Source organism: Rhodococcus parequi, from assembly GCF_046042785.1.
GTDB classification, from domain to species: Bacteria; Actinomycetota; Actinomycetes; order Mycobacteriales; family Mycobacteriaceae; genus Prescottella; species Prescottella parequi.
The window spans coordinates 68,410-86,653 of sequence record NZ_JBDLNV010000008.1; the positions used below are offsets into that span (position 1 = coordinate 68,410).

The following is an 18,244-nucleotide window of genomic DNA, read 5'->3' on the forward strand; positions in this document are numbered from 1 at the left end:
ACAGTGGCTTTCGTCACACAGAGACGATCGGGCCACGATCCGGGAACGATCGGAACCTCGTCAGATCGTGCAGCCGACGGTCACGGGTTCCGGTTCGAGACGCACACCGAACTCCCGCTCGACGCCGTCGCGGACCGTGCGGGCCAGTTCCACCAGGTCATCCGTGGCGGCGTGCCCACGGTTCGTCAGGGCCAGAGTGTGCTTGGTGGACAGGCGGACCCGCGCATCCTCGCCGGGGTACCCCTTGCCGAACCCGGCCCGTTCGATGAGCCAGCCCGCGGAGAGCTTGGTGCCGGCCGCCCCGGGGAACTGCGGGATCCGCACGTCCGCACCGACCTTCGCCCGGATCGCACCCAGCACCGTGTCCAGGCTCACATCGGAGATCACCGGATTCGTGAAGAACGACCCCGCGCTCCAGGTGTCGTGGTCGGCGGCGTCGAGCACCATGCCCTTGCCGCGGCGCAGGCCGAGCACGACATCGCGCACCTCGGCGGTGGGCCGGCGTTCGCCCTCCTGCGCACCGAGCGCAGTCGCGAGTTCGCGGTAACCGAGGGGCGCGCTGGCACCGTCGGGGCGGACCGTCATCTCCACGGCCAGGACGAGGGCGTCGTCGCGGTGCTTGAGGACACTGGTGCGGTAGCCGAGCCCCAGCTCGGAAGGCTCCACCCAGCGCACGTCGCCGGTGGTGCGGTCGAGCAGGTGCACCCTGCGCAGCAGCGAGCCCACCTCGACGCCGTACGCGCCGACGTTCTGCACGGGCGTCGCACCGGCCGACCCGGGAATGCCGGACAGGCACTCCAGCCCGCCCAGTCCGGCGGCGACGGTCTTGGCGACGACGTCGTCCCACACGGCCCCGGACTGCGCCAACACCGTGCCGTCACCGAGCTCGACACCTGCGTCGGCGACCCGGACGACGACACCGTCGAAGCCGTCGTCGGAGATCACCAGGTTGGAGCCGCCGCCGAGGATCAGCGTCGGGACCCGCGCGTCGTCGAGGACGCGGACGACGCCGACGAGGGTCTCGGTGGACGGGCAGTCGGCGAGCACGGCCGCCGGACCGCCGAGGCGGAGGGTCGTCAGGGTCGCCAGCGGCACCTGCTCGGACAACTGCGCACCGGCCTGCTCGAGGCGCCCCCGGATGAGTGGATCCAACACGTGGAAACGGTAGCGTGCCCGGCATGGCCCGACACATCGAGCATTCCGCGCACTTCCCCCACACCGTCGCGACGCTGCACGCCGCGCTCACCGACGAGGGCTACTGGCAGGCCCGGCTGCGCGAGGTCGGCGGCCCCGGCGCCGCGTTCGAGAGCATCACCGTCGGCGACGGCACCGTCGACGTCGTGCTGAAGCAGGCCGTGCCGGCCGAGCACCTGCCGTCCGTGGTGACCTCGATCCGTCCGGGTGACCTGTTCATCAAGCGCACCGAATCGTGGGGGCCGCTACAGGGCGATCGTGCACAGGGCACGTTCTCCGCGGAGGTCGAGGGCGCCCCCGGGCAGCTGCGCGGCACCATGACGCTCACGGCCGACGGCACCGGGTCCGAGCTGGTCATGGACGGTGAGGTCGAGGTGAAGATCCCGCTCATCGGCGGCAAGATCGAGTCCGTCATCGCCGGCCAGGTGCTGGAACTGCTCGACGCGGAGGAGGACTTCACCGGGCAGTGGGTGGCGCAGGCCGGGTAGTCGCTTTCTCCAACCGACCGGCCACCAGCCGGTAACCTGCCGATCATGGCCCGTCGCATCGACTACTCCGCCAGATTCGAGCATCCCGCCGAGCGCGTGTACGCCGCCCTCGGCGACGCCGACTACTGGGAGGCTCGGATGGAGGAGATGCGCAAGTACAGCGAGAACCACGTCGAATCGCTCGACGTCACCGCCGACGGGATCGACCTCGTGCTGCACCACGTGCTGCCGCGCAAGGATCTCCCGGATATCGCGCAGACGGTGTTGAAGAAGGACCTGATCATCACCCGCAAGGAGCGCTACACCCCGTTCGGCGAGCCGGTGACGGGCACGTACGAGGCGTCGATTCCGGGCGGCCCGGGCAGTCTGACCGGAACGATGGAACTGTTCGGCACCGACACCGGCTGCACGCTGCGCACGACGTCGGAGGCCAAGGTGTTCATTCCGTTCGTCGGCGGCAAGCTCGAGCAGCTCATGTTGGTGAACCTGGTCGACCTGTTCCGCACGGAGGCCGAGGTCACCGCGTCCTGGCTCGCTCAGCAGTAACCGGCGTGCGCGAAGGAAAACCCGTCGGCGTCATCACCCGCGGCACCACCGGAATCAATCGGCTGCGTCGCAGCGACCGTTGGCTCGTCCACAGTCCCGACGTCACGCGCATGCTGCGTGACGCACCCGCCCCGCTGGTCGTCGACCTCGGCTACGGCGCGATGCCGGTCACCACGCTGGAGATGGCCGCGCGGCTGCGGACCGTACGCCCCGACATCCGCGTCGTCGGGCTCGAGATCGATCCGGCGCGGGTGGTCGAGGGCCGCGACGGGGTCACCTTCGCGCGCGGCGGCTTCGAACTCGCCGGGCTGCGCCCCACCCTGATCCGGGCGTTCAACGTGCTGCGGCAGTACCCGGAGGACGCCGTCGACGACGCGTGGGGACGGCTGCGCAGCAGGCTCGCGCCCGGCGGGCTGATCGTCGACGGCACGTGCGACGAACTGGGCCGACGCTGCGCGTGGGTGCTCCTCGACCGGGACGGCCCACGTTCGCTCACCCTGGCCTGGGATCCGTTCGACGTCGATCGTCCCAGCGACATCGCCGAGCGACTACCCAAGGCACTGATCCACCGCAACATCGCCGGCGAGCGCATCCACGACCTCCTCGTCACCGCCGATCGGGCGTGGGCGACCGCCGCCGGGCTGGCGCCGTTCGGGCCCCGCATCCGGTGGCGGGAGACCCTGCGGCTGCTGTCGGACCTGGGCGTGCCGCTCACGCCGCAGCGGCGGCGGATCCGGGACTGTGTGCTCACGGTGCCGTGGAGTTACGTCGCGCCGAGCCGATAGCAGCGCCCTACTGACACGCTCCCAGCGCGTGCTCGATGCGCTCGGCGACCTGCTGCGGCCGCCCGATGCACTCGGCCCGCAGCTTGACCGGGTCGATGCGGCCGATCGCGACGCCGTCGCCCACGACCTCGTCGAACAGGTCCTGCGCGATGCCGCCGGTCGCGAGGTCCAGGGCCGTGCACAGCGGCGTGGTGATGCCGAACGTCCCGACCACCTCGTAGTCCTGCGCGCGCAACTCCCGGCGGTGCAGCGCGAGGCGGCGGGTGGGTGCGGGTGCGACGGCCTGTGTCGACAGGTGCACGAAGCTGGGATGCAGGTGGCCGAGACCGTGGAGTTCGGCGGCACTCTGGTGGGAGACGACGGCGGCGCCCTCGAACCACGCGCACCACTTGGCGAACTCCTCGAGGTCGCTGCGCGGGAACGAGGCCAGGCGGAACAGATCCCGTTCGATACGCAACCAGGACCCCTCGGCCAGGCGGCCGCCGATGTCCTCGGCGGTACAGCCGAGGCGCAGCGCCTGCCCGGTCGTGAAATACCCCGCTTGCCGGAGCGCAAGACGACGAAGATCCTCTCCCGTGTCGGGAGTGGGTTCACGCCGCGGATCTGTCCAGCCCGCCATGCAGTTACCCTACTGCTCCACTGTGGGCCGGATCACAGCTTTTCGGGTCGCTCGTGTCCATACCGAGTCCGAAGCCGTGGCCCTTTCACAGAAACCGTTCAGAGTCTTCCGGGAGAATCACTGTCATGTCGGCACCAGTGAACGCACCCCAGATGCCCACGCCACCGAAACCCAAGCGGCGCAAGGCGGTCACGATCTCGCTCATCGTGGTCGCGGCGCTCGTGGTCGCGTTGATCGGCGGAGAGCTGTTCCTCCGCCAGCGCGCGACCAGCTGCATGGAGTCCCAGTTCGAGAGCCAGCTCGGATCCCCCGTGGACGTCAGCCTCAGCTGGAAGCCTGTGCTTCTCCAGATGACCGGCAAGAACGTGCCGTACGTGGAGATCGACAGCAAGGGCTCGTCGTTCGGCCCGGCACAGGGCATGGAGGTACATGCCCGCGCCAACGACATCCACGTCACCGACTCCGCCGACAGCAGCGGCACCATCGGCAGTTCCTCTGCGGATGTCACCTGGTCCACCGACGGCATCCTCGCGACGCTGCAGGCGCAGCCGCTCGGCGGGATGATCAGCGCGGTTACCGCCGACCCGACGGCCGGCACCCTGAAGATCTCGGTGGGCGGCTTCGCGGACATGACGGTCCACCCGACGGTGCAGGACGGAAAGATCGACGTCGAGACCGTGAGTGCCGCGATCCTCGGCCTGGGCCTGCCGACCGCGCTGGTTGACGGCATCGTGCAGACCCTCACCGATGGCCTGCAGCAGTACCCGCTGGGGATGGAGCCGACCTCGCTGACCGTGACGGACAGCGGCATCGACGCGAACCTGCAGGGCGGTCAGTACGTGATGCCGGCGGCCGACCCCAACGCGCAGAGCGGCTGCAGCCTGCTCTGACTCCCGGTCAGGACTGGTCGGGCAGCCCGTCGAGCACGGCGCGGGTGCCCGACAGTCCCAGCCTCGTGGCACCCGCGTCGATCAGCGCGAGGGCGGCCTCCGCGGTCCGGATGCCGCCACTGGCCTTGACGCCGAGCCGTCCGCCGACGGTGTCCGCCATGAGCCGCACGGCGTGCACGCTCGCCCCGCCCGCCGGATGGAACCCTGTGGAGGTCTTGACGAAGTTCGCGCCCGCCTGTTCGGCGGCGCGGCACGTCTCCACGATCGCGTCGTCGCTGAGCGCGGCCGATTCGATGATCACCTTGAGCACCGTTTCGCGGCCGACGGCCTCGCGGACCGCGAGAATGTCCGCGAGCACCGCGTTGTACTCGCCGGCCACGGCCGCGCCCACGTCGATCACCATGTCGATCTCGGTCGCGCCCTGCTCGACGGCGAGCCGCGCCTCGGTGGCCTTGACGAGCGAGTGATGCTTGCCCGAGGGAAATCCGACGACGGTCGCGAGCACCAGCTCGCCCAGGTCCACCGACCGCATCGGCAGCATCGACGGGGACACGCACACCGCGAGGACGCCCAGGTCGCGGGCCTCCGCGACGAGGGCCCGCGCGTCGGCGTCCGACGCCTCCGGCTTGAGCAGGGTGTGGTCGACCATCCCGGCGACGCGGGTGCGGTTGCGTGCTGTCTCGGACATGCCTCGAAGCTTGGCACAGCTCGCTAGCATCGGTCCCATGGCAGGCCCACGCGCCGAGGAGGTGGCCGCGACGTTCGACGCGGCCGCCGCCGACTTCGACCGGGTCGCGCCGGAGGTGTGGAATCCGGCCGGCCAGGCGCTCGCGTTCCAGGCGAACCTGCGCCCGGGCGACGCCGTCCTCGACATCGGCAGCGGCACCGGATCCTCCGCGCTGCCCGCAGCGGCGGCGGTGGGCCCGACCGGGCTGGTGCACGCGCTCGACCTGTCCGACGAGATGCTCGAACGGGGCCGGGTGAAGGCGTCGGATCGGGCGCTGCTCAACATCGAGTTCGTGTGCGCCGACGCGACGACGTGGGAGCCGCCGAGCACCGTGCCCGACGCCGGATACGACGCGCTGCTCGGGTCGTATGCCGTCTTCTTCCTGCCCGAGATGGACGCGGCGTTCACGCGTCTGGTCCGCCTGGTGCGGCGCGGCGGCACCGTCGGGGTCACGGCGTGGCGCGACACCGCGCTGCGCGAGTTCGCCGCCGCGTTCCTTGCCGCGCTGGGTCCGCACAAGCCCGAGCCGCTGCCCGACCGCACCCACGAGATGGCGCCGGCGCAGCGGCTCGACTCCCCCGAGAAGTTGCGCGGGTGGCTCGCCGCCGCCGGGACCGAGCACGTCGAGGTGCACGAGCTGTCGAATCTGATCCCGGCGACCGAGGAGTTCTGCTGGAACTTCGTGATCGGCAGCGGGCTGCGAGGGACGCTGACCGGCCTGTCCCCCGACACCGTCGCGCGGGTGCGCCACGATTTCCTGACCCAGATCACCGACCGCGGGCTGCACACCGTCGACGCCACGACCCTGGTGGGTACGGCGAAGGTTGTCGGCTTTCCGTGACCTGACAGACTGGGCGCATGAGTTCGACTGCCTCGACCGACGACCGTCGTTACGTCCTGTCTCTGGGTTGCCCCGACCGCACCGGCATCGTGGCCCGCATTTCTGCGTTCCTCGCCGAGATCGGCGGTTGGATCGTCGAGGCCGCGTACCACGCCGACGCCGACACCGGCTGGTTCTTCACCCGACAGGCGGTGCGGGCGTCGTCGATCAGCCTGAGCCTCGAGGAGATGCGCGAGAAGTTCGCGGCCGTCGCGGAGGAACTCGGCCCCGAGACCGAGTGGACGCTCACCGACACCGGCGAGCGCAAGCGCGTCGTACTGCTGGTCAGCAAGGAGGGCCACTGCCTGCACGACATCCTCGGCCGCGTCGCCGCGGGCGAGTTGCAGTGCGAGATCGCCGCGGTGATCGGCAACCATCCCGACCTCGAGCGCGTCACCAAGCGGCACGGCGTCGACTTCCACTACGTGTCGTTCCCGAAGGACCCGGCCGAGCGTGGCCCGGCGTTCGAACAGGTCCGCAAGCTCGTCGACGCGCACGACCCGCACGCGGTGGTGCTGGCCCGCTTCATGCAGGTGCTGCCGGCCGAGCTGTGCGAGCACTGGGCCGGACGCGCGATCAACATCCACCACAGCTTCCTGCCGTCGTTCGTCGGCGCCCGCCCCTACCACCAGGCGTTCACGCGCGGCGTGAAGCTGATCGGCGCCACGTGCCACTACGTGACCGCCGAACTGGACGCCGGCCCGATCATCGAGCAGGACGTCATACGAGTCGACCACACCGACCAGGTGTCGGACATGGTCCGGCAGGGTCGCGACATCGAGAAGCTGGTGCTGGCCCGCGGCCTGCGGTGGCACCTGGAGGATCGCGTCCAGGTGCACGGCCGCAAGACCGTCGTCTTCAGCTGACGGAACTCAGTTCAGGCTGCGCAGCCGGTCGACCTCGGCGTTGAAGTCGGCGACGGCCTCGACCGACGTCATGTGCCCGATGCCGCGGAGCACGATCAACCGCTCGAGGTTGTCGGCGTCGTCGAGGACCTGCGCGAGCCGGCGGGCATGCGACGGCGGCGTGAGCCGATCGGCGGTGCCGACCAGCACCGTGGTCGGCACCGTCAGGTTCTTCAGGCCGTCCTTGATGTCGAGGGTGCTCAGCGCGGCGCCCCACCCGCCCCGGGTGCGGGGCTGGCATTCGCTGACGATGCGCTCGCAGAAGGCGACCTCGGCGGGCGTCGAACCCGGTGCCAGCGCCACGTACTTGATGGCGCGGGTGGTCACCGGCGACGACGGCACCGGCATCGCCGAACCGAGTAGGGCGCGGCCGACGGGCACGGGGACCCGCGGGAAGCGTTGCGGCAGGGGGATGATCGTGGTCTCGGCGACGAGGCTGTCGGTGCCGGTGCTCGCCAGCAGTACCGAAGCCGCGTACCGGTCCACCTCGTCCGGGTACTTGCCGGCCCACGCGACGATGCTCATGCCGCCCATGCTGTGCCCGACGATCTCGGCCCGCTGCCCGTCCCGCACGGTCGCGGCGAGGACGGCGGACAGGTCGTCGGCGAGGACGTCGGGGCTGAGCGGGGTGCGGCCGATGTCACTACGGCCGTGTCCGCGCTGGTCGTAGGTGATGACGCGGTACTTCTCGGCGAGCACGTTCACCTGCGGGTTCCAGAAGTCGGCCGAGCACGTCCAGCCGTGACTGAACACGATCGGCGGCGCGTCGGGCGAGCCGTAGGCGCGAACGTGCAGTTCGGCGCCGTCGGCGCTGACGACCGGGACGATCTCGGGTTCACTGCGCGGGGTCGCGAACAGTTCGGCCTCGGTGGGAACGCCGGTGTCGGAGCCGGCGCCGCGCGAGCGGGCCACGACGGCGGCGCCCGCCAGCGCACCGAGTCCCGCGACCCCGAGCAGCGTCCACAGCTTCCTGTGCGACTTCCGTACAGCCACTTCCACTCCCCTTGTTCGCTAACCTGCGCGCGAGTCCGTCTCGGGCGCACTCTGTTCGAGCTGACTCGCGGCCTTCGCGAGCGCCTTCGAAATCTGTTCCTCCATCGCCTCGGCGAACAACGCGTGCACCGCGTCGTACGCGAGCGGGCGCACCTGGTTCACCAGTGCCGCTGCTTCCGAGACCTTGGCCTCGTCGAGATCGAGCGTGCCGCCTTCGGGAGCGAGATAGCGGGCGGAGACCAGTTCGACGAACCGTCCGGCGACGTCGCCGAGGTCCCGCCGCACCGCCTCGGTCTGCTCGAGGATGTCGGCCAGCGGGATGCCGGCATCGACGAGGACCTGCGCGGCCTCCATCAGCCGCGGGTTGGCGACCGAGAACTCCTGCCCCGCCTTCGCGAGCACGCCCAGCCGGGTGCCGAGCGCGATGTTCTCCTCGGTGGTCTGATCGCCGAACATGCGGCGCAACTCGGACATCGTGAGCTTGGCGGCGCGCCGGTACTTGCGCCAGCGTCCGCCCGGGTCGTCCGTCTCGAGGACGTCGGCCACCTGCAGGCCGTACTGGGCGGCGGTGAGCAGTTCGCTGATCGTGGCGAACGTGTAGCCGCGGTCGAGCATCCGACCGATGAGATTGAGGCGGGCGAGATGCGACTCGTTGTACCAGCCCGCCCGGCCCTCCTTGCGCGGCGGCGGCAGGAGGCCACGATCCTGGTAGACCCGAACGTTCCGCACGCTCATGCCGGCCTCGCGTGCGAGGTCGTCGATGCGGTACTCCGTCATGTTCCGCCTTCCCCGTAGGAACCGCGACGACGTCGGCGGTTCCGGCGAGGTCGACGGTGGGGGAAATTCTATCGCGGTGAGCGTGGGCACTAGATGACGTGCGCCCGGCGCAGGAGCACCTTGGAGGGACCGCCGATCAGCCCGCATTCGTCGAGGAACTCGATGGTCTTGCGGGATCCTTCGCGGATCATCTCGTGGTAGTGCGCGTTGTTGCGGGCGGCCCGCTTGGCCTCCTCGACGTCGAGTCCGGCGGCCGCATACACCTGGTCGTTCACCAGGCACGTGACGATGAAGTAGGCCGTCACCCCGAGCACCAGTCGCTGGTACGCCCGCTTGGTCCTGGAAAGGCTCTTGACCCGCCGCACGGTCTCCTCGCGCGCGAACTTGATGTGCCGGGCCTCCTCGAGCACGTGGATCTTGCTCACCGTGCGGGTGATGGGCTGCACGCGCGCGTCCTTCATGAAGTCGCGCTGCATCATGTCGAGAATCTCCTCGGCGAACAGCGTGCCGCCGTACGCGAGCGACCCGGACGCCGTCGACTTGAACAGGCGGGCGGAGTTGAGAATCCACCGCTTGGGACGGTACGACGGGATCCCGAAGCGTTGCGCCGAGCGCGCGAACATCGTGGAGTGCCGGCACTCGTCGGCGATCTCGTTGAGCGCGAACTGCACGTGCGGGGTGGCCGGGTCGTGCGAGTAGATGTCCCGCAGCAGCATCTGCATGAGGATCATCTCGAACCAGATGCCGGTGCCCGCGACGCTCGCGGCCTCGTGCTTGGTGAGCGTGATCCGCTGCTCCGGGGTCATCCGCTCCCACAGCTCGGTGCCGTACAGGCTGCACCATTCCGGAGTCATGCCGTAGAGATCGGACGGGATGGGAGCCGCCCAGTCGACCTCGACCAGCGGGTCGTACGACTTGCGAGCGGCGGAGGCGAGCAGACGCGCGGCGGTGTCCTGCCGGTCTCCCACCCGCATGTGGCGGGACACTGGAACCTCGACGGACTCGCGATCGGTGATCGACATGTCAACTCCTGCTCGACGGGTGTTCACGCAGGTCATGCCCGTTTCAGGCATGTTCTGACGATAACACCGTCACAATGAGCATTGTCAAGGTTTATCTGTAACTGTTCGTAAACAGTCGGCGTGGGAGCGCCCGGGCGGGACGTCTACCAGCGCGGCCCGCGCTGGATGTCGTCCACGCGCGGGCGGACGTCGACGAGGTACACGCAGATCGCGACGACCGCGATGATGCCGAGCATGTGGACCGCGCCGAACAGGAACACCACCAGCAGCGACGCGATGAGGATGCCCAGCCAGATCGGCTTGCTCAGCTTGTCCACGGCGGTGAACGCATCCTTACGCTGACGCGCCGCATGGAAGATCGCGAAGACCGCGCCGGCGAGCGCGAGCAGCTGCAGCGCGAAAAGGATCAGTCCGGTGACGCCGTGAATGTTGAACACGTTTCCATCCTACGAATCGGGCGGAGATACGCGCAGGCCCCCGCGCAACGAATTGCACGGGGGCCGATCCCCGATGGTGGTACGCGATCGGTGTCCGATCAGTTGGGCGCCTTCTTGACGGGAGCCTTCTTGGCCGGCGCCTTCTTCGCGGCGGAGGCCGGCGTGGCCTTGGCCGCGGCGGCCTTGGCCGGCGCAGCCGCCTTCTTGGCCGGCGTGCTCGGCGTGGTCGGCTCGGCCGGGGTGGTCGGTGTCGCGGCCGGAGCCTTGGCCGGGGCGACCTTGGGTGCCGCTGCCTCGACACGCTCGGCGGCGGCCTCGGACGTCGCCTCCGCACGCTCACCGGCGTCGACGACGCGGCTGGCGACCGAGTCGCCCGTCTCCGACAGGCGGTTGGCGACGGTGTCGCTGGTCTCGGACAGCACGACGGCAGCCTCGTCGGCGACGTCGCTGATGCGTCCGGCGGCACGGCCCGCGAGCTTGGCGGCCTGCTCCCCGAGTTCACGGGTCTGACGCGCCACCGTGCCCAGGGCTTCCTCGGTGAGCTCGACGGCGTCACCGAAGACGGCCTCGGCGCGCCCCAGCTGCTCCTCGACGGCCGGCTGCTTACGGATGCGCTCGACGGCCTCCTCGCCGCGCTCGGCGAGAGCGACGTACAGGTCGGATGCGACCTTCAGGTACGCCTCGGCGACCTTGCGCAGCTCCTCGGGGGTGAAACGCTCGCGCAGCTCGGCGAGCTCCTCGGGCAGCTCGGACGGCAGCGCGGCGAGGCGCTCGCGGAGCTGCTCGACGCCCTCCGACACCTCGGTGGGCAGATTGGCCCAGCGCTCACGGGCCTCGTCGAGGCGGCCGGACACGTCGGTGTTGGTGTTCTCGGCGCGGGCTCGTACCTGGGACACGACGTCGGCCACGGCCTGGACCACCAGGTCTCCGGTGCCGACGGCGGCAAAGAACGGGGTCTTGATGTTGTCGACGATCTTCGGATCGGTCATTCTCGGATCTCCTGTCGAGGTGGATCTGCGATCTCGTGCTCTTCTTCGTCCGAGGAGTCGGCCTGATCGGCGGATTCGGACTGTTGCGGGTCGTTCTCACGACAGAACGACTCGTAGATCTCGAGAAGCACCTGCTTCTGCCGTTCGGTGATGGCACCGTCGGCCAGCAGGGCGTCCCGGACCGGGCTGTGCGGGCGTTGCTCGAGAATCCCGGCCTGCACGTACAGGACCTCGGACGACACCCGCAGACCCTTCGCGATCTGAGCGAGGACGTCGGCGGACGGCTTGCGCAGCCCGCGTTCGATCTGACTCAGATAGGGATTGCTGACGCCGGCGAGTTGCGCGAGCTGCCGTAACGACACCTGCGCGGCCTCACGCTGTGAGCGGATGAAGCTGCCGATGTCCTGAGCGGCCCCTGCGACCACTCGGGCGGCACTGCTCATGTCGTCGGGCTCGTCGACCATCAGTACTCCCTGTTCTGTACGCAAATCCCACGGTAGAACAGGGTGCTAACTATTGCAAGCACTCTGCTAGCAGTTGTCGGCAGAAGAGGAAAAACCCGCAGATCAGGCGAACATGAGCTGAGAAATCGTGTAGATCGCCAGACCCGCGAGGGCGCCGACGACCGTGCCGTTGATGCGGATGAACTGCAGATCCCGGCCGACCTGGAGTTCGATCTTTCGGCTCGCCTCCTCGGCGTCCCACCGCTGCACGGTCTCGGTGATGACGGCGGTGATCTCGTCGGTGTAGTTCTCCGCGACGTACCGGGTGCCCGAGAGCAGCCAGCCGTCGACCTTCGCGCGCATGTCGTCGTCGTCGCGCAACCGCTCGCCGAACGCGACGACGTTCTCGGCGACCTTCCGGCGCAGCGTGCTGTTCGGATCGTCGACCGACTCCATGATGAGGCGCTTGGCGACCTTCCACGTGGCAGCAGCGAGCCCGGTGATCTCCTCGCGGCCCATGATCTCGGCCTTGATCGACTCGGCCTTCGCGATGGTCGCCGGGTCGTTCTGCAGGTCGTCGGCGAAGTCGATCAGGAAGCGGTTGGCGGCGAGGCGCACCTCGTGCTCGGGGTTGGACCGCACCTTCCACGTGAACTCGACGAGTTCGCGGTAGATCTTCTCGCCGAGCATCGCGTCGACGAACTTGGGCGACCAGGACGGCGAGTCACGACTGATGATGCGGTCGATGGTGTCCTGGCTGTTCAGCGCCCACTGGTGGGCCCGCTCGGCCAGCAGGTCGAGCAGCGGCATCTGCCGGTTCTCCCGGAGCAGTTCGGCGAGGACCTTGCCGATCGGCGGACCCCAGTCCGGTTCGGCGATCCGCCGGACGATCGTGTTGTCGATGATGGCGGTGACGTCGTCGTCCTTGAGCACCTCGACGACACCGCGCAGCAGCGTCGCGGTCTCCGCTGCCACCCGCTGCGCGTGGACCGGTTCGGCCATCCACGTCCCGAGGCGCAGTGGAATCTGCGCGTTGGCGACCTTCGCGGACACCACCTCGGGGGCGAGGAAGTTGTCGCCGACGAAGCTCGAGAGGCTCTCGCCGAGCTGATCCTTCTTGCGCTTGATGATCGCGGTGTGCGGGATCTTCAGGCCGAGCGGGTGACGGAACAGCGCCGTCACCGCGAACCAGTCGGCCAGCGCGCCCACCATGCCGGCCTCCGACGCGGCTCGCACGTAACCGACCCACGCGCCGGCGCCACGCGTCTCCTGCCAGCGGCAGAAGAGATAGACAACGGTCGCGAACACCAGGAACCCGGTCGCGATGATCTTCATCTTGCGCAGGTCGCGACGCTTCTCCGGATCGTCGAAGACCCCCGCGAACGACGACGGCGTCTGCGACTGCGCCGGTCGCGGCCGGGACGGAGCGGGCGACTGAGCTGACTGGACGGGCTGCACACCGACATTCTGCCGAATTACCGGGCCCGACTGCCGAGATAGAGATCACCTCGCGGGCACGGGCCCATTAAGCTGGCCTTCTGGTTCAACCCCGAACGGATGTGGCGAAACGTAGTGCCGAAGCAAAGCGCTGATCTGCAGCAGACAACCGAAGAAAGCCGACCCGAGGCCGGGAAGCCCGACGGGCGCAAGCGGCGCTGGCGTGAGCACAAGATCGCGCGCCGCGAGGAACTCGTCGACGGCACGATCGCGGCCATCCGGGCGCGAGGTCGCGACATCGGCATGGACGACATCGCCTCGGAGATCGGCGTCTCCAAGACGGTGCTGTACCGGTACTTCACGGACAAGAACGACCTCACGAGCGCGACGATGATGCGCTACGTCGAGACGATCCTGGCGCCGCGGATGTACGCGGTCATCGGCGAGGACCTCGACGAGTACGACCTGACCCGCGTCGCGATCTCGGCGTACGTCGAGACGGTCGCCTCCGATCCGGACGTCTACCTGTATGTGATGGCGAACAGTGCGGGCCCGAACCGGGACGTCGTGGCCGACTCGGAGCGGATGATCGCGGAGTTGCTCGCGACGGTGCTCGGCGAGCGACTGCGCGGCATGGGCATGGACTCGGGCGGTTCGGTCCCGTGGGCGTACGGCGTCGTCGGCGCGGTGCAGCTCGCGACGCACTGGTGGATCTCGAACAAGTCGATGTCGACGGACGACCTGATCGACTACCTGGTGATGATGACGTGGGGCGGCATCTCGGGCATCGCGGCGTCGAGCGGTTCGCCGGCCCGGTTCAAGTCGGTTCCACATCCGCTGCTGGAGAAGGCCGCCGAGTCCGACGAGGCGGCCGGGGGCGCCTGACCCCTCTTGTGTAACCAGAGGTAACAGGTATCGTGGCGGTGTGACTGACTTCACGGACGACGCGCACGGGCACGAACACGACGAGCCCGACGGCTACCGCGGGCCGGCGCACGTGGTCGTCGGGCAGCGGTCCCCGGTGATCGTCGACGTCGAGCTGTCGGGCAATTTCGAGCCGATCAGCGGCCGATTCGTGTGGCGCGGCCGCGTCCGCGAGTTGTCCCGGGCGCTGGGCGGAGACGTCGCGCCGGCCGGCACGGATCTCACGATCACGACGCCCGACGGCAGCGGCACCGCCCGTGTCAGCGGCCTGGACCTGTGGGGCAGCCACATGGTGGACGGCGTCACCCGGCCACCGTTCCCGGTCATGGAGGACACCGAGGGCCTGCTCTAGTGTGACGTGTGGCACGTGGCCGCCGATCACACTGTGCAGCAGTTCCTCGTCGCTTCTCGCATCCGGAGGTCCAGTTGGCCGACAAGGTTCCCACGTCCCGGCTCGTGCGGGGGTCGAAGCTCGGGCAGGTGGCTGCGGGGCGGGTGATCCGCAACGCCGGCACGCGGGTATCGATGATCGGGCGCTCCGAGGAGGTGCGCGCGCGGATTGCCGAGAACTCGGTGATCGCGGCGGCCGACCAGCTGGTGACCGTGCTGGGAAGCATGAAGGGCGTCGCGATGAAGCTCGGCCAGATGCTCTCCATCCTCGACCTCGACCTGGTGCCGGAGGACCATCGCGAGGAGTTCCAGCGCAAGCTCGCCGCGCTCCGGGACCAGGCGCCCACCGCGTCGTTCGATGCGATGCGCCGGGTCGTCGAAACCGACTACGGTCGTCCGCTCTCCGAGGTGTTCTCCGAGTTCGATCCCGAACCGGTCGCCGCGGCCTCCATCGGCCAGGTGTACCGCGCGCGCCTGCACGACGGCCGGGACGTCGCCGTCAAGGTGCAGTACCCGGGCATCGACGCGGCCATTCGAGCCGACATGAAGAACCTGACGATGTTCCTCAAGGTGTGGAAGTCGACGGTGCCCACGCTGTCCACGCCGGCGCTGCTCAACGAGTTGCGGCTCAACTTCGAGGGCGAACTGGACTACGAGCGCGAGGCACGCACGCAGCACCGGATCGCGCACAGGTATGCGGATCACCCGTTCATCGCGGTTCCGGACAGCTTCCCCGAGCTGAGTACGCGGCGGGTGCTGGTGAGCGAGTTCTTCGAGGGCACCCCGTTCACCACCATCTGCGCGCTACCCCAGGACGAGCGAAACCGCATCGGCGAGATCATCTTCCGCTTCTACATCGGGTCGCTCTACCGCTATCACGAGTTCTGCGGCGATCCGCATCCCGGCAACGTCCTACTCGGCCCCGACGGCCGGGTCGCGTTCGTCGACTTCGGACTGTTCAACAGCATGGACGCCGAGCACGTCGAGTTCGAGAAGAGTTGTCTGCGTGCGGCGACCGAGGGCCGCAAGGACGTTCTGTACGCCCTCATGGTGAGCCGCGGGGTCATCGCCGCCGACGCGGACGTCACGCCCGACGAGTGCCTCGACTACGTGTATGCGGCGGCCGAGTGGAACCTCGTCGACGAGGACATCGAGATCAGTCCGGAGATGGCGAGCACCGGTTTCCTGCTGGCCATCGACCCCCGGGCGTCGGAGTTCTCGGGGATGAAGAGCCAGAATCTGCCGCCCGAGCATCTGTTCTCGCGGCGGGCCGACTTCCTCACTTTCGGTGTCCTCGGCCAGCTCGATGCCGGCGCCAACTGGCACCGTATCGGCCGCGAATGGGTGTACGGCGACGCCCCGGCGACGGAACTCGGAGTGGCCGAGGAACGCTGGCGTTCGAGCCGCTGAATCCGCACTCGACGGCAGTTGCTGTGGCACAGTTCAGTCCATGCCTGCGGACGCGAGTGACCTGTGGACCACCCCCGCCGTCGAAGCGCTGCGCGCCGGGCCGCACACGGTCGTTGCCGACATCGACCCCAGGGCAACACCCGGCTTCACCGGGAACAAGGCCGACGGCGAACGCATGCTCGAGGAGCGCGGCGCGGTGCTGTCGTCGCTGCAGGAGAAGCTGTACGCCAACGGCCGCTCGGGCGACAAGCGTTCGGTGCTGTTGATCCTCCAGGGCATGGACACCGCGGGAAAGGGCGGGATGGTCCGCCACGTCATCGGTCACGTCGACCCGCAGGGCGTCGACCACGCGGCGTTCGGCGTGCCCACGCCGGAGGAGAAGCGCCACCACTACCTGTGGCGGATCAACAAGGCGCTCCCCCGGGGCGGCCAGTTGGGAGTGTTCGACCGCTCGCACTACGAGGACGTGCTGGTGGTGCGGGTGCACAACCTCGTCCCGCCGGAGGTCTGGGCCGGCCGCTACGAAGAGATCAACCAGTTCGAGCGCGAACTCGTCCACAACGGCACCACCATCGTGAAGGTGGCGATGTTCGTGTCGCTGGACGAGCAGAAGAGCCGGCTGGCCGAGCGTCTCGAGCGCCGCGACAAGTTCTGGAAGTACAACCCCGGGGACGTCACCGAGCGCAAGCTGTGGCCGCAGTACCAGGAGGCGTACCAGGCGATGCTCGACAAGACGTCGACGGACCACGCACCGTGGTACGTGGTCCCGTGTGATCGCAAGTGGTACAGCAGGATCGCCGTCACCGAGTTGCTGATCGACGCGCTGCGCCGACTCGACCTGGACTGGCCTCCGGCGGAGTTCGACATCGAGGTCGAGAAGGAGCGGTTGGCGCTGTCCTGACGGTGCCGTCAGAGCATGTGCGGGGTGCTGTGGTGCATCTTCTGATCGTGTCGGGTGACGCCGCCGAAGATCGCGGCGGACCCGGACAGCGCGGCCAGTGAGGCCAGTCCCGCGATGACCGCCCATCCGGCGAAGCCCCCGCCCGCGGCCACCAGGAACAGCCCGGCCGTCGCAATGCCCGTCAATGCCAGTCCGTACCCGGCCCAACCGGCGAAGTCGTTGAGAGTCATTCGCTGTACCTCCTCCGTGTCGGCATAGAGGTCCGTGCTTCGACGCTACGCCGCGCAGACGCTGCGCGCGACAAACCGACCGGTCGACGCCGCTCCCGAAATGACCTCCCGCGGATGCGATCGCGTCCGCGGGAGGTCAGGACGGGAGCGGGAGCAGTTGTCCACAGCTCGGCGGTCGTCCACAGGGATGATCGCGAACCAAAATTTCGGTGCGGGAAGCGGGGAAGAGCCGGTCAGAATCGCGGCATGAGCGAACCGATCCCCACCGTGCTGCGCCGCCGAGACGCCCTCGCGCGTGGCTACACCGACGGCGAACTGCGGGCGACGTGTCGCAGCGGCGGGCTGCGCCGGCTGCGGCCGGGCACCTATCTGAGCGGGGACGCGTTCGCCGCGCTCGATGCCGCCGAACTCCACCACGAACTGGTGCGGGCGACAATTCCCGGGGTGAGCGCCGACGCGGTCGTCAGTCATCAGTCCGCAGCGGTGCTGCACGGATTGCCGGTGTGGGCGCTGCCGCTCGATCGCGTCCACGTCACCCGGCACCGATCCAGCGGGGGCAAGCGCACCCGGCACCTGCATTCTCACTCCGCACCGCTGACGGCGGCGGATGTGGTGCTGTGCGACGGAATCTCGGTCACCTCGGTCGCGCGCACGGTGGCTGACCTGTGCCGAACCGTGCCGTTCGATGTCGCCGTCGTCGTCGGCGATGCAGCCCTGCGTGCAGCAAAGTTGCCGGTCACCGCCGTCGCCGACGCGTTGGTCTATGCCGAGCGCCGGCCCGGGTACCCGGGTGCCCGGCGGGCTCTGGGCTTTCTCGACGGACGCAGTGAGAGCGTCGGAGAATCGCGCAGCCGCGTCGCACTGGCGGCACTCGGATTCGAGCCGGAACTGCAGGCGTCACTGCTGGACCCCGATGGCCGATTCCTCGGCCGCGTCGACTTCCTGCTGGCCGACGCCGGCGTCGTCGGAGAGTTCGACGGAAAGATCAAGTACGGCAAGTACCTTCGGGACGGGCAGGACCCGGGCGACGCGGTGTTCGCGGAGAAGCAGCGCGAGGACTCCATCCGCGACATGGGCTGGGAGGTTGCCCGCTGGACGTGGCGCGACCTGTCGACGCCCGCGGTGATCGACGCGCGGATCGGTCGAGCACTCCTACGCAGGGACGGTCGGCCGCGGCCAGTCGGGACGGCGCTGCTCCCGAACTGACCTCCCGCGGATGCGATCGCGTCCGCGGGAGGTCAGTTCGGGAGCGGGAGC

The 18,244-nt window shown here is 69.0% G+C and carries 22 protein-coding genes; 11 read left to right on the forward strand and 11 right to left on the reverse strand.

Annotation, left to right across the window (positions count from 1 at the left end; genetic code table 11):
• Positions 1-60: 60 nt before the first annotated feature.
• Positions 61-1,155 carry a UDP-N-acetylmuramate dehydrogenase gene (locus ABEU20_RS21200; protein ID WP_420166356.1) on the reverse strand — a complete coding sequence of 365 codons (1,095 nt, stop codon included), beginning with the start codon at positions 1,153-1,155 and terminating at the stop codon, positions 61-63.
• A 23-nt stretch (positions 1,156-1,178) separates the two neighbouring features.
• On the opposite strand from ABEU20_RS21200, the gene ABEU20_RS21205 reads away from it, so the two are divergent.
• From ABEU20_RS21205 to ABEU20_RS21215, 3 genes are read left to right on the forward strand one after another with little or no spacing between them, the layout of a single operon-like run.
• A complete protein-coding gene (locus ABEU20_RS21205) occupies positions 1,179-1,682 on the forward strand; it encodes a DUF2505 domain-containing protein (RefSeq protein ID WP_420166357.1) in 504 nt (167 codons plus the stop codon).
• Between the two features lie 45 nt (positions 1,683-1,727).
• A complete protein-coding gene (locus tag ABEU20_RS21210) occupies positions 1,728-2,228 on the forward strand; it encodes a DUF2505 domain-containing protein (protein WP_420166358.1) in 501 nt (166 codons plus the stop codon).
• Between the two features lie 5 nt (positions 2,229-2,233).
• Positions 2,234-3,013, forward strand: a complete 780-nt coding sequence (locus ABEU20_RS21215) for an O-methyltransferase (RefSeq protein WP_420166359.1) — start codon at positions 2,234-2,236, stop codon at positions 3,011-3,013.
• A gap of 7 nt (positions 3,014-3,020) precedes the next feature.
• Here ABEU20_RS21215 and ABEU20_RS21220 read toward each other — a convergent pair whose 3' ends face one another.
• A complete protein-coding gene (locus ABEU20_RS21220; RefSeq protein ID WP_420166360.1) occupies positions 3,021-3,632 on the reverse strand; it encodes a type IV toxin-antitoxin system AbiEi family antitoxin domain-containing protein in 612 nt (203 codons plus the stop codon).
• A 152-nt stretch (positions 3,633-3,784) separates the two neighbouring features.
• On the opposite strand from ABEU20_RS21220, the gene ABEU20_RS21225 reads away from it, so the two are divergent.
• Positions 3,785-4,522, forward strand: coding sequence for an LmeA family phospholipid-binding protein (locus ABEU20_RS21225; RefSeq protein WP_420166571.1), 738 nt, complete (start codon positions 3,785-3,787; stop codon positions 4,520-4,522).
• Between the two features lie 7 nt (positions 4,523-4,529).
• Here ABEU20_RS21225 and deoC read toward each other — a convergent pair whose 3' ends face one another.
• Positions 4,530-5,210 (reverse strand): deoxyribose-phosphate aldolase, encoded by a 681-nt coding sequence (gene deoC, locus ABEU20_RS21230; protein ID WP_420166361.1) that lies wholly within the window; start codon positions 5,208-5,210, stop codon positions 4,530-4,532.
• A 37-nt stretch (positions 5,211-5,247) separates the two neighbouring features.
• On the opposite strand from deoC, the gene ABEU20_RS21235 reads away from it, so the two are divergent.
• Positions 5,248-6,090: a class I SAM-dependent methyltransferase gene (locus ABEU20_RS21235; protein ID WP_420166362.1), complete on the forward strand. Its 843-nt coding sequence runs from the start codon at positions 5,248-5,250 to the stop codon at positions 6,088-6,090.
• A 17-nt stretch (positions 6,091-6,107) separates the two neighbouring features.
• Entirely contained in the window at positions 6,108-6,995 is an 888-nt protein-coding gene (gene purU, locus ABEU20_RS21240) for a formyltetrahydrofolate deformylase (RefSeq protein ID WP_420166363.1), read from the forward strand.
• Positions 6,996-7,001: 6 nt separating this feature from the next.
• Here purU and ABEU20_RS21245 read toward each other — a convergent pair whose 3' ends face one another.
• From ABEU20_RS21245 to ABEU20_RS21275, 7 genes are all read right to left on the reverse strand, one after another.
• Positions 7,002-8,033, reverse strand: coding sequence for an alpha/beta fold hydrolase (locus ABEU20_RS21245; RefSeq protein WP_420166364.1), 1,032 nt, complete (start codon positions 8,031-8,033; stop codon positions 7,002-7,004).
• 12 nt (positions 8,034-8,045) lie between these two features.
• Positions 8,046-8,804, reverse strand: a complete 759-nt coding sequence (locus ABEU20_RS21250) for a MerR family transcriptional regulator (protein WP_420166365.1) — start codon at positions 8,802-8,804, stop codon at positions 8,046-8,048.
• 89 nt (positions 8,805-8,893) lie between these two features.
• Entirely contained in the window at positions 8,894-9,826 is a 933-nt protein-coding gene (locus tag ABEU20_RS21255) for an AurF N-oxygenase family protein (protein WP_420166366.1), read from the reverse strand.
• A gap of 143 nt (positions 9,827-9,969) precedes the next feature.
• Positions 9,970-10,263, reverse strand: coding sequence for a DUF2516 family protein (locus ABEU20_RS21260; protein ID WP_005518016.1), 294 nt, complete (start codon positions 10,261-10,263; stop codon positions 9,970-9,972).
• Positions 10,264-10,361: 98 nt separating this feature from the next.
• A complete protein-coding gene (locus ABEU20_RS21265; RefSeq protein ID WP_420166367.1) occupies positions 10,362-11,252 on the reverse strand; it encodes a heparin-binding hemagglutinin in 891 nt (296 codons plus the stop codon).
• Positions 11,249-11,716 carry a helix-turn-helix domain-containing protein gene (locus tag ABEU20_RS21270; RefSeq protein ID WP_420166368.1) on the reverse strand — a complete coding sequence of 156 codons (468 nt, stop codon included), beginning with the start codon at positions 11,714-11,716 and terminating at the stop codon, positions 11,249-11,251. Before ABEU20_RS21270 ends, ABEU20_RS21265 begins: the two co-directional genes overlap by 4 nt.
• A gap of 102 nt (positions 11,717-11,818) precedes the next feature.
• The gene (locus tag ABEU20_RS21275; protein ID WP_420166572.1) at positions 11,819-13,030 is read right to left on the reverse strand and encodes a DUF445 domain-containing protein; all 1,212 of its coding nucleotides are present in this window, start codon (positions 13,028-13,030) and stop codon (positions 11,819-11,821) included.
• 222 nt (positions 13,031-13,252) lie between these two features.
• Here ABEU20_RS21275 and ABEU20_RS21280 point away from each other — a divergent pair, with 222 nt between their 5' ends.
• From ABEU20_RS21280 to ABEU20_RS21295, 4 genes are all read left to right on the forward strand, one after another.
• A complete protein-coding gene (locus ABEU20_RS21280; RefSeq protein WP_420166369.1) occupies positions 13,253-14,017 on the forward strand; it encodes a TetR/AcrR family transcriptional regulator in 765 nt (254 codons plus the stop codon).
• A gap of 40 nt (positions 14,018-14,057) precedes the next feature.
• Positions 14,058-14,408 carry a DUF4873 domain-containing protein gene (locus tag ABEU20_RS21285; protein WP_420166370.1) on the forward strand — a complete coding sequence of 117 codons (351 nt, stop codon included), beginning with the start codon at positions 14,058-14,060 and terminating at the stop codon, positions 14,406-14,408.
• 74 nt (positions 14,409-14,482) lie between these two features.
• Positions 14,483-15,856, forward strand: coding sequence for an ABC1 kinase family protein (locus tag ABEU20_RS21290; RefSeq protein ID WP_420166371.1), 1,374 nt, complete (start codon positions 14,483-14,485; stop codon positions 15,854-15,856).
• A gap of 40 nt (positions 15,857-15,896) precedes the next feature.
• The gene (locus tag ABEU20_RS21295; RefSeq protein WP_420166372.1) at positions 15,897-16,757 is read left to right on the forward strand and encodes a polyphosphate kinase 2 family protein; all 861 of its coding nucleotides are present in this window, start codon (positions 15,897-15,899) and stop codon (positions 16,755-16,757) included.
• Between the two features lie 8 nt (positions 16,758-16,765).
• On the opposite strand, the gene ABEU20_RS21300 is transcribed toward ABEU20_RS21295, so the two are convergent.
• Complete coding sequence (locus ABEU20_RS21300; protein WP_420166373.1) at positions 16,766-16,987, reverse strand: hypothetical protein; 222 nt, start codon at positions 16,985-16,987, stop codon at positions 16,766-16,768.
• A gap of 246 nt (positions 16,988-17,233) precedes the next feature.
• Here ABEU20_RS21300 and ABEU20_RS21305 point away from each other — a divergent pair, with 246 nt between their 5' ends.
• Positions 17,234-18,193, forward strand: a complete 960-nt coding sequence (locus ABEU20_RS21305) for a type IV toxin-antitoxin system AbiEi family antitoxin domain-containing protein (protein WP_420166374.1) — start codon at positions 17,234-17,236, stop codon at positions 18,191-18,193.
• Positions 18,194-18,244: the final 51 nt, after the last annotated feature.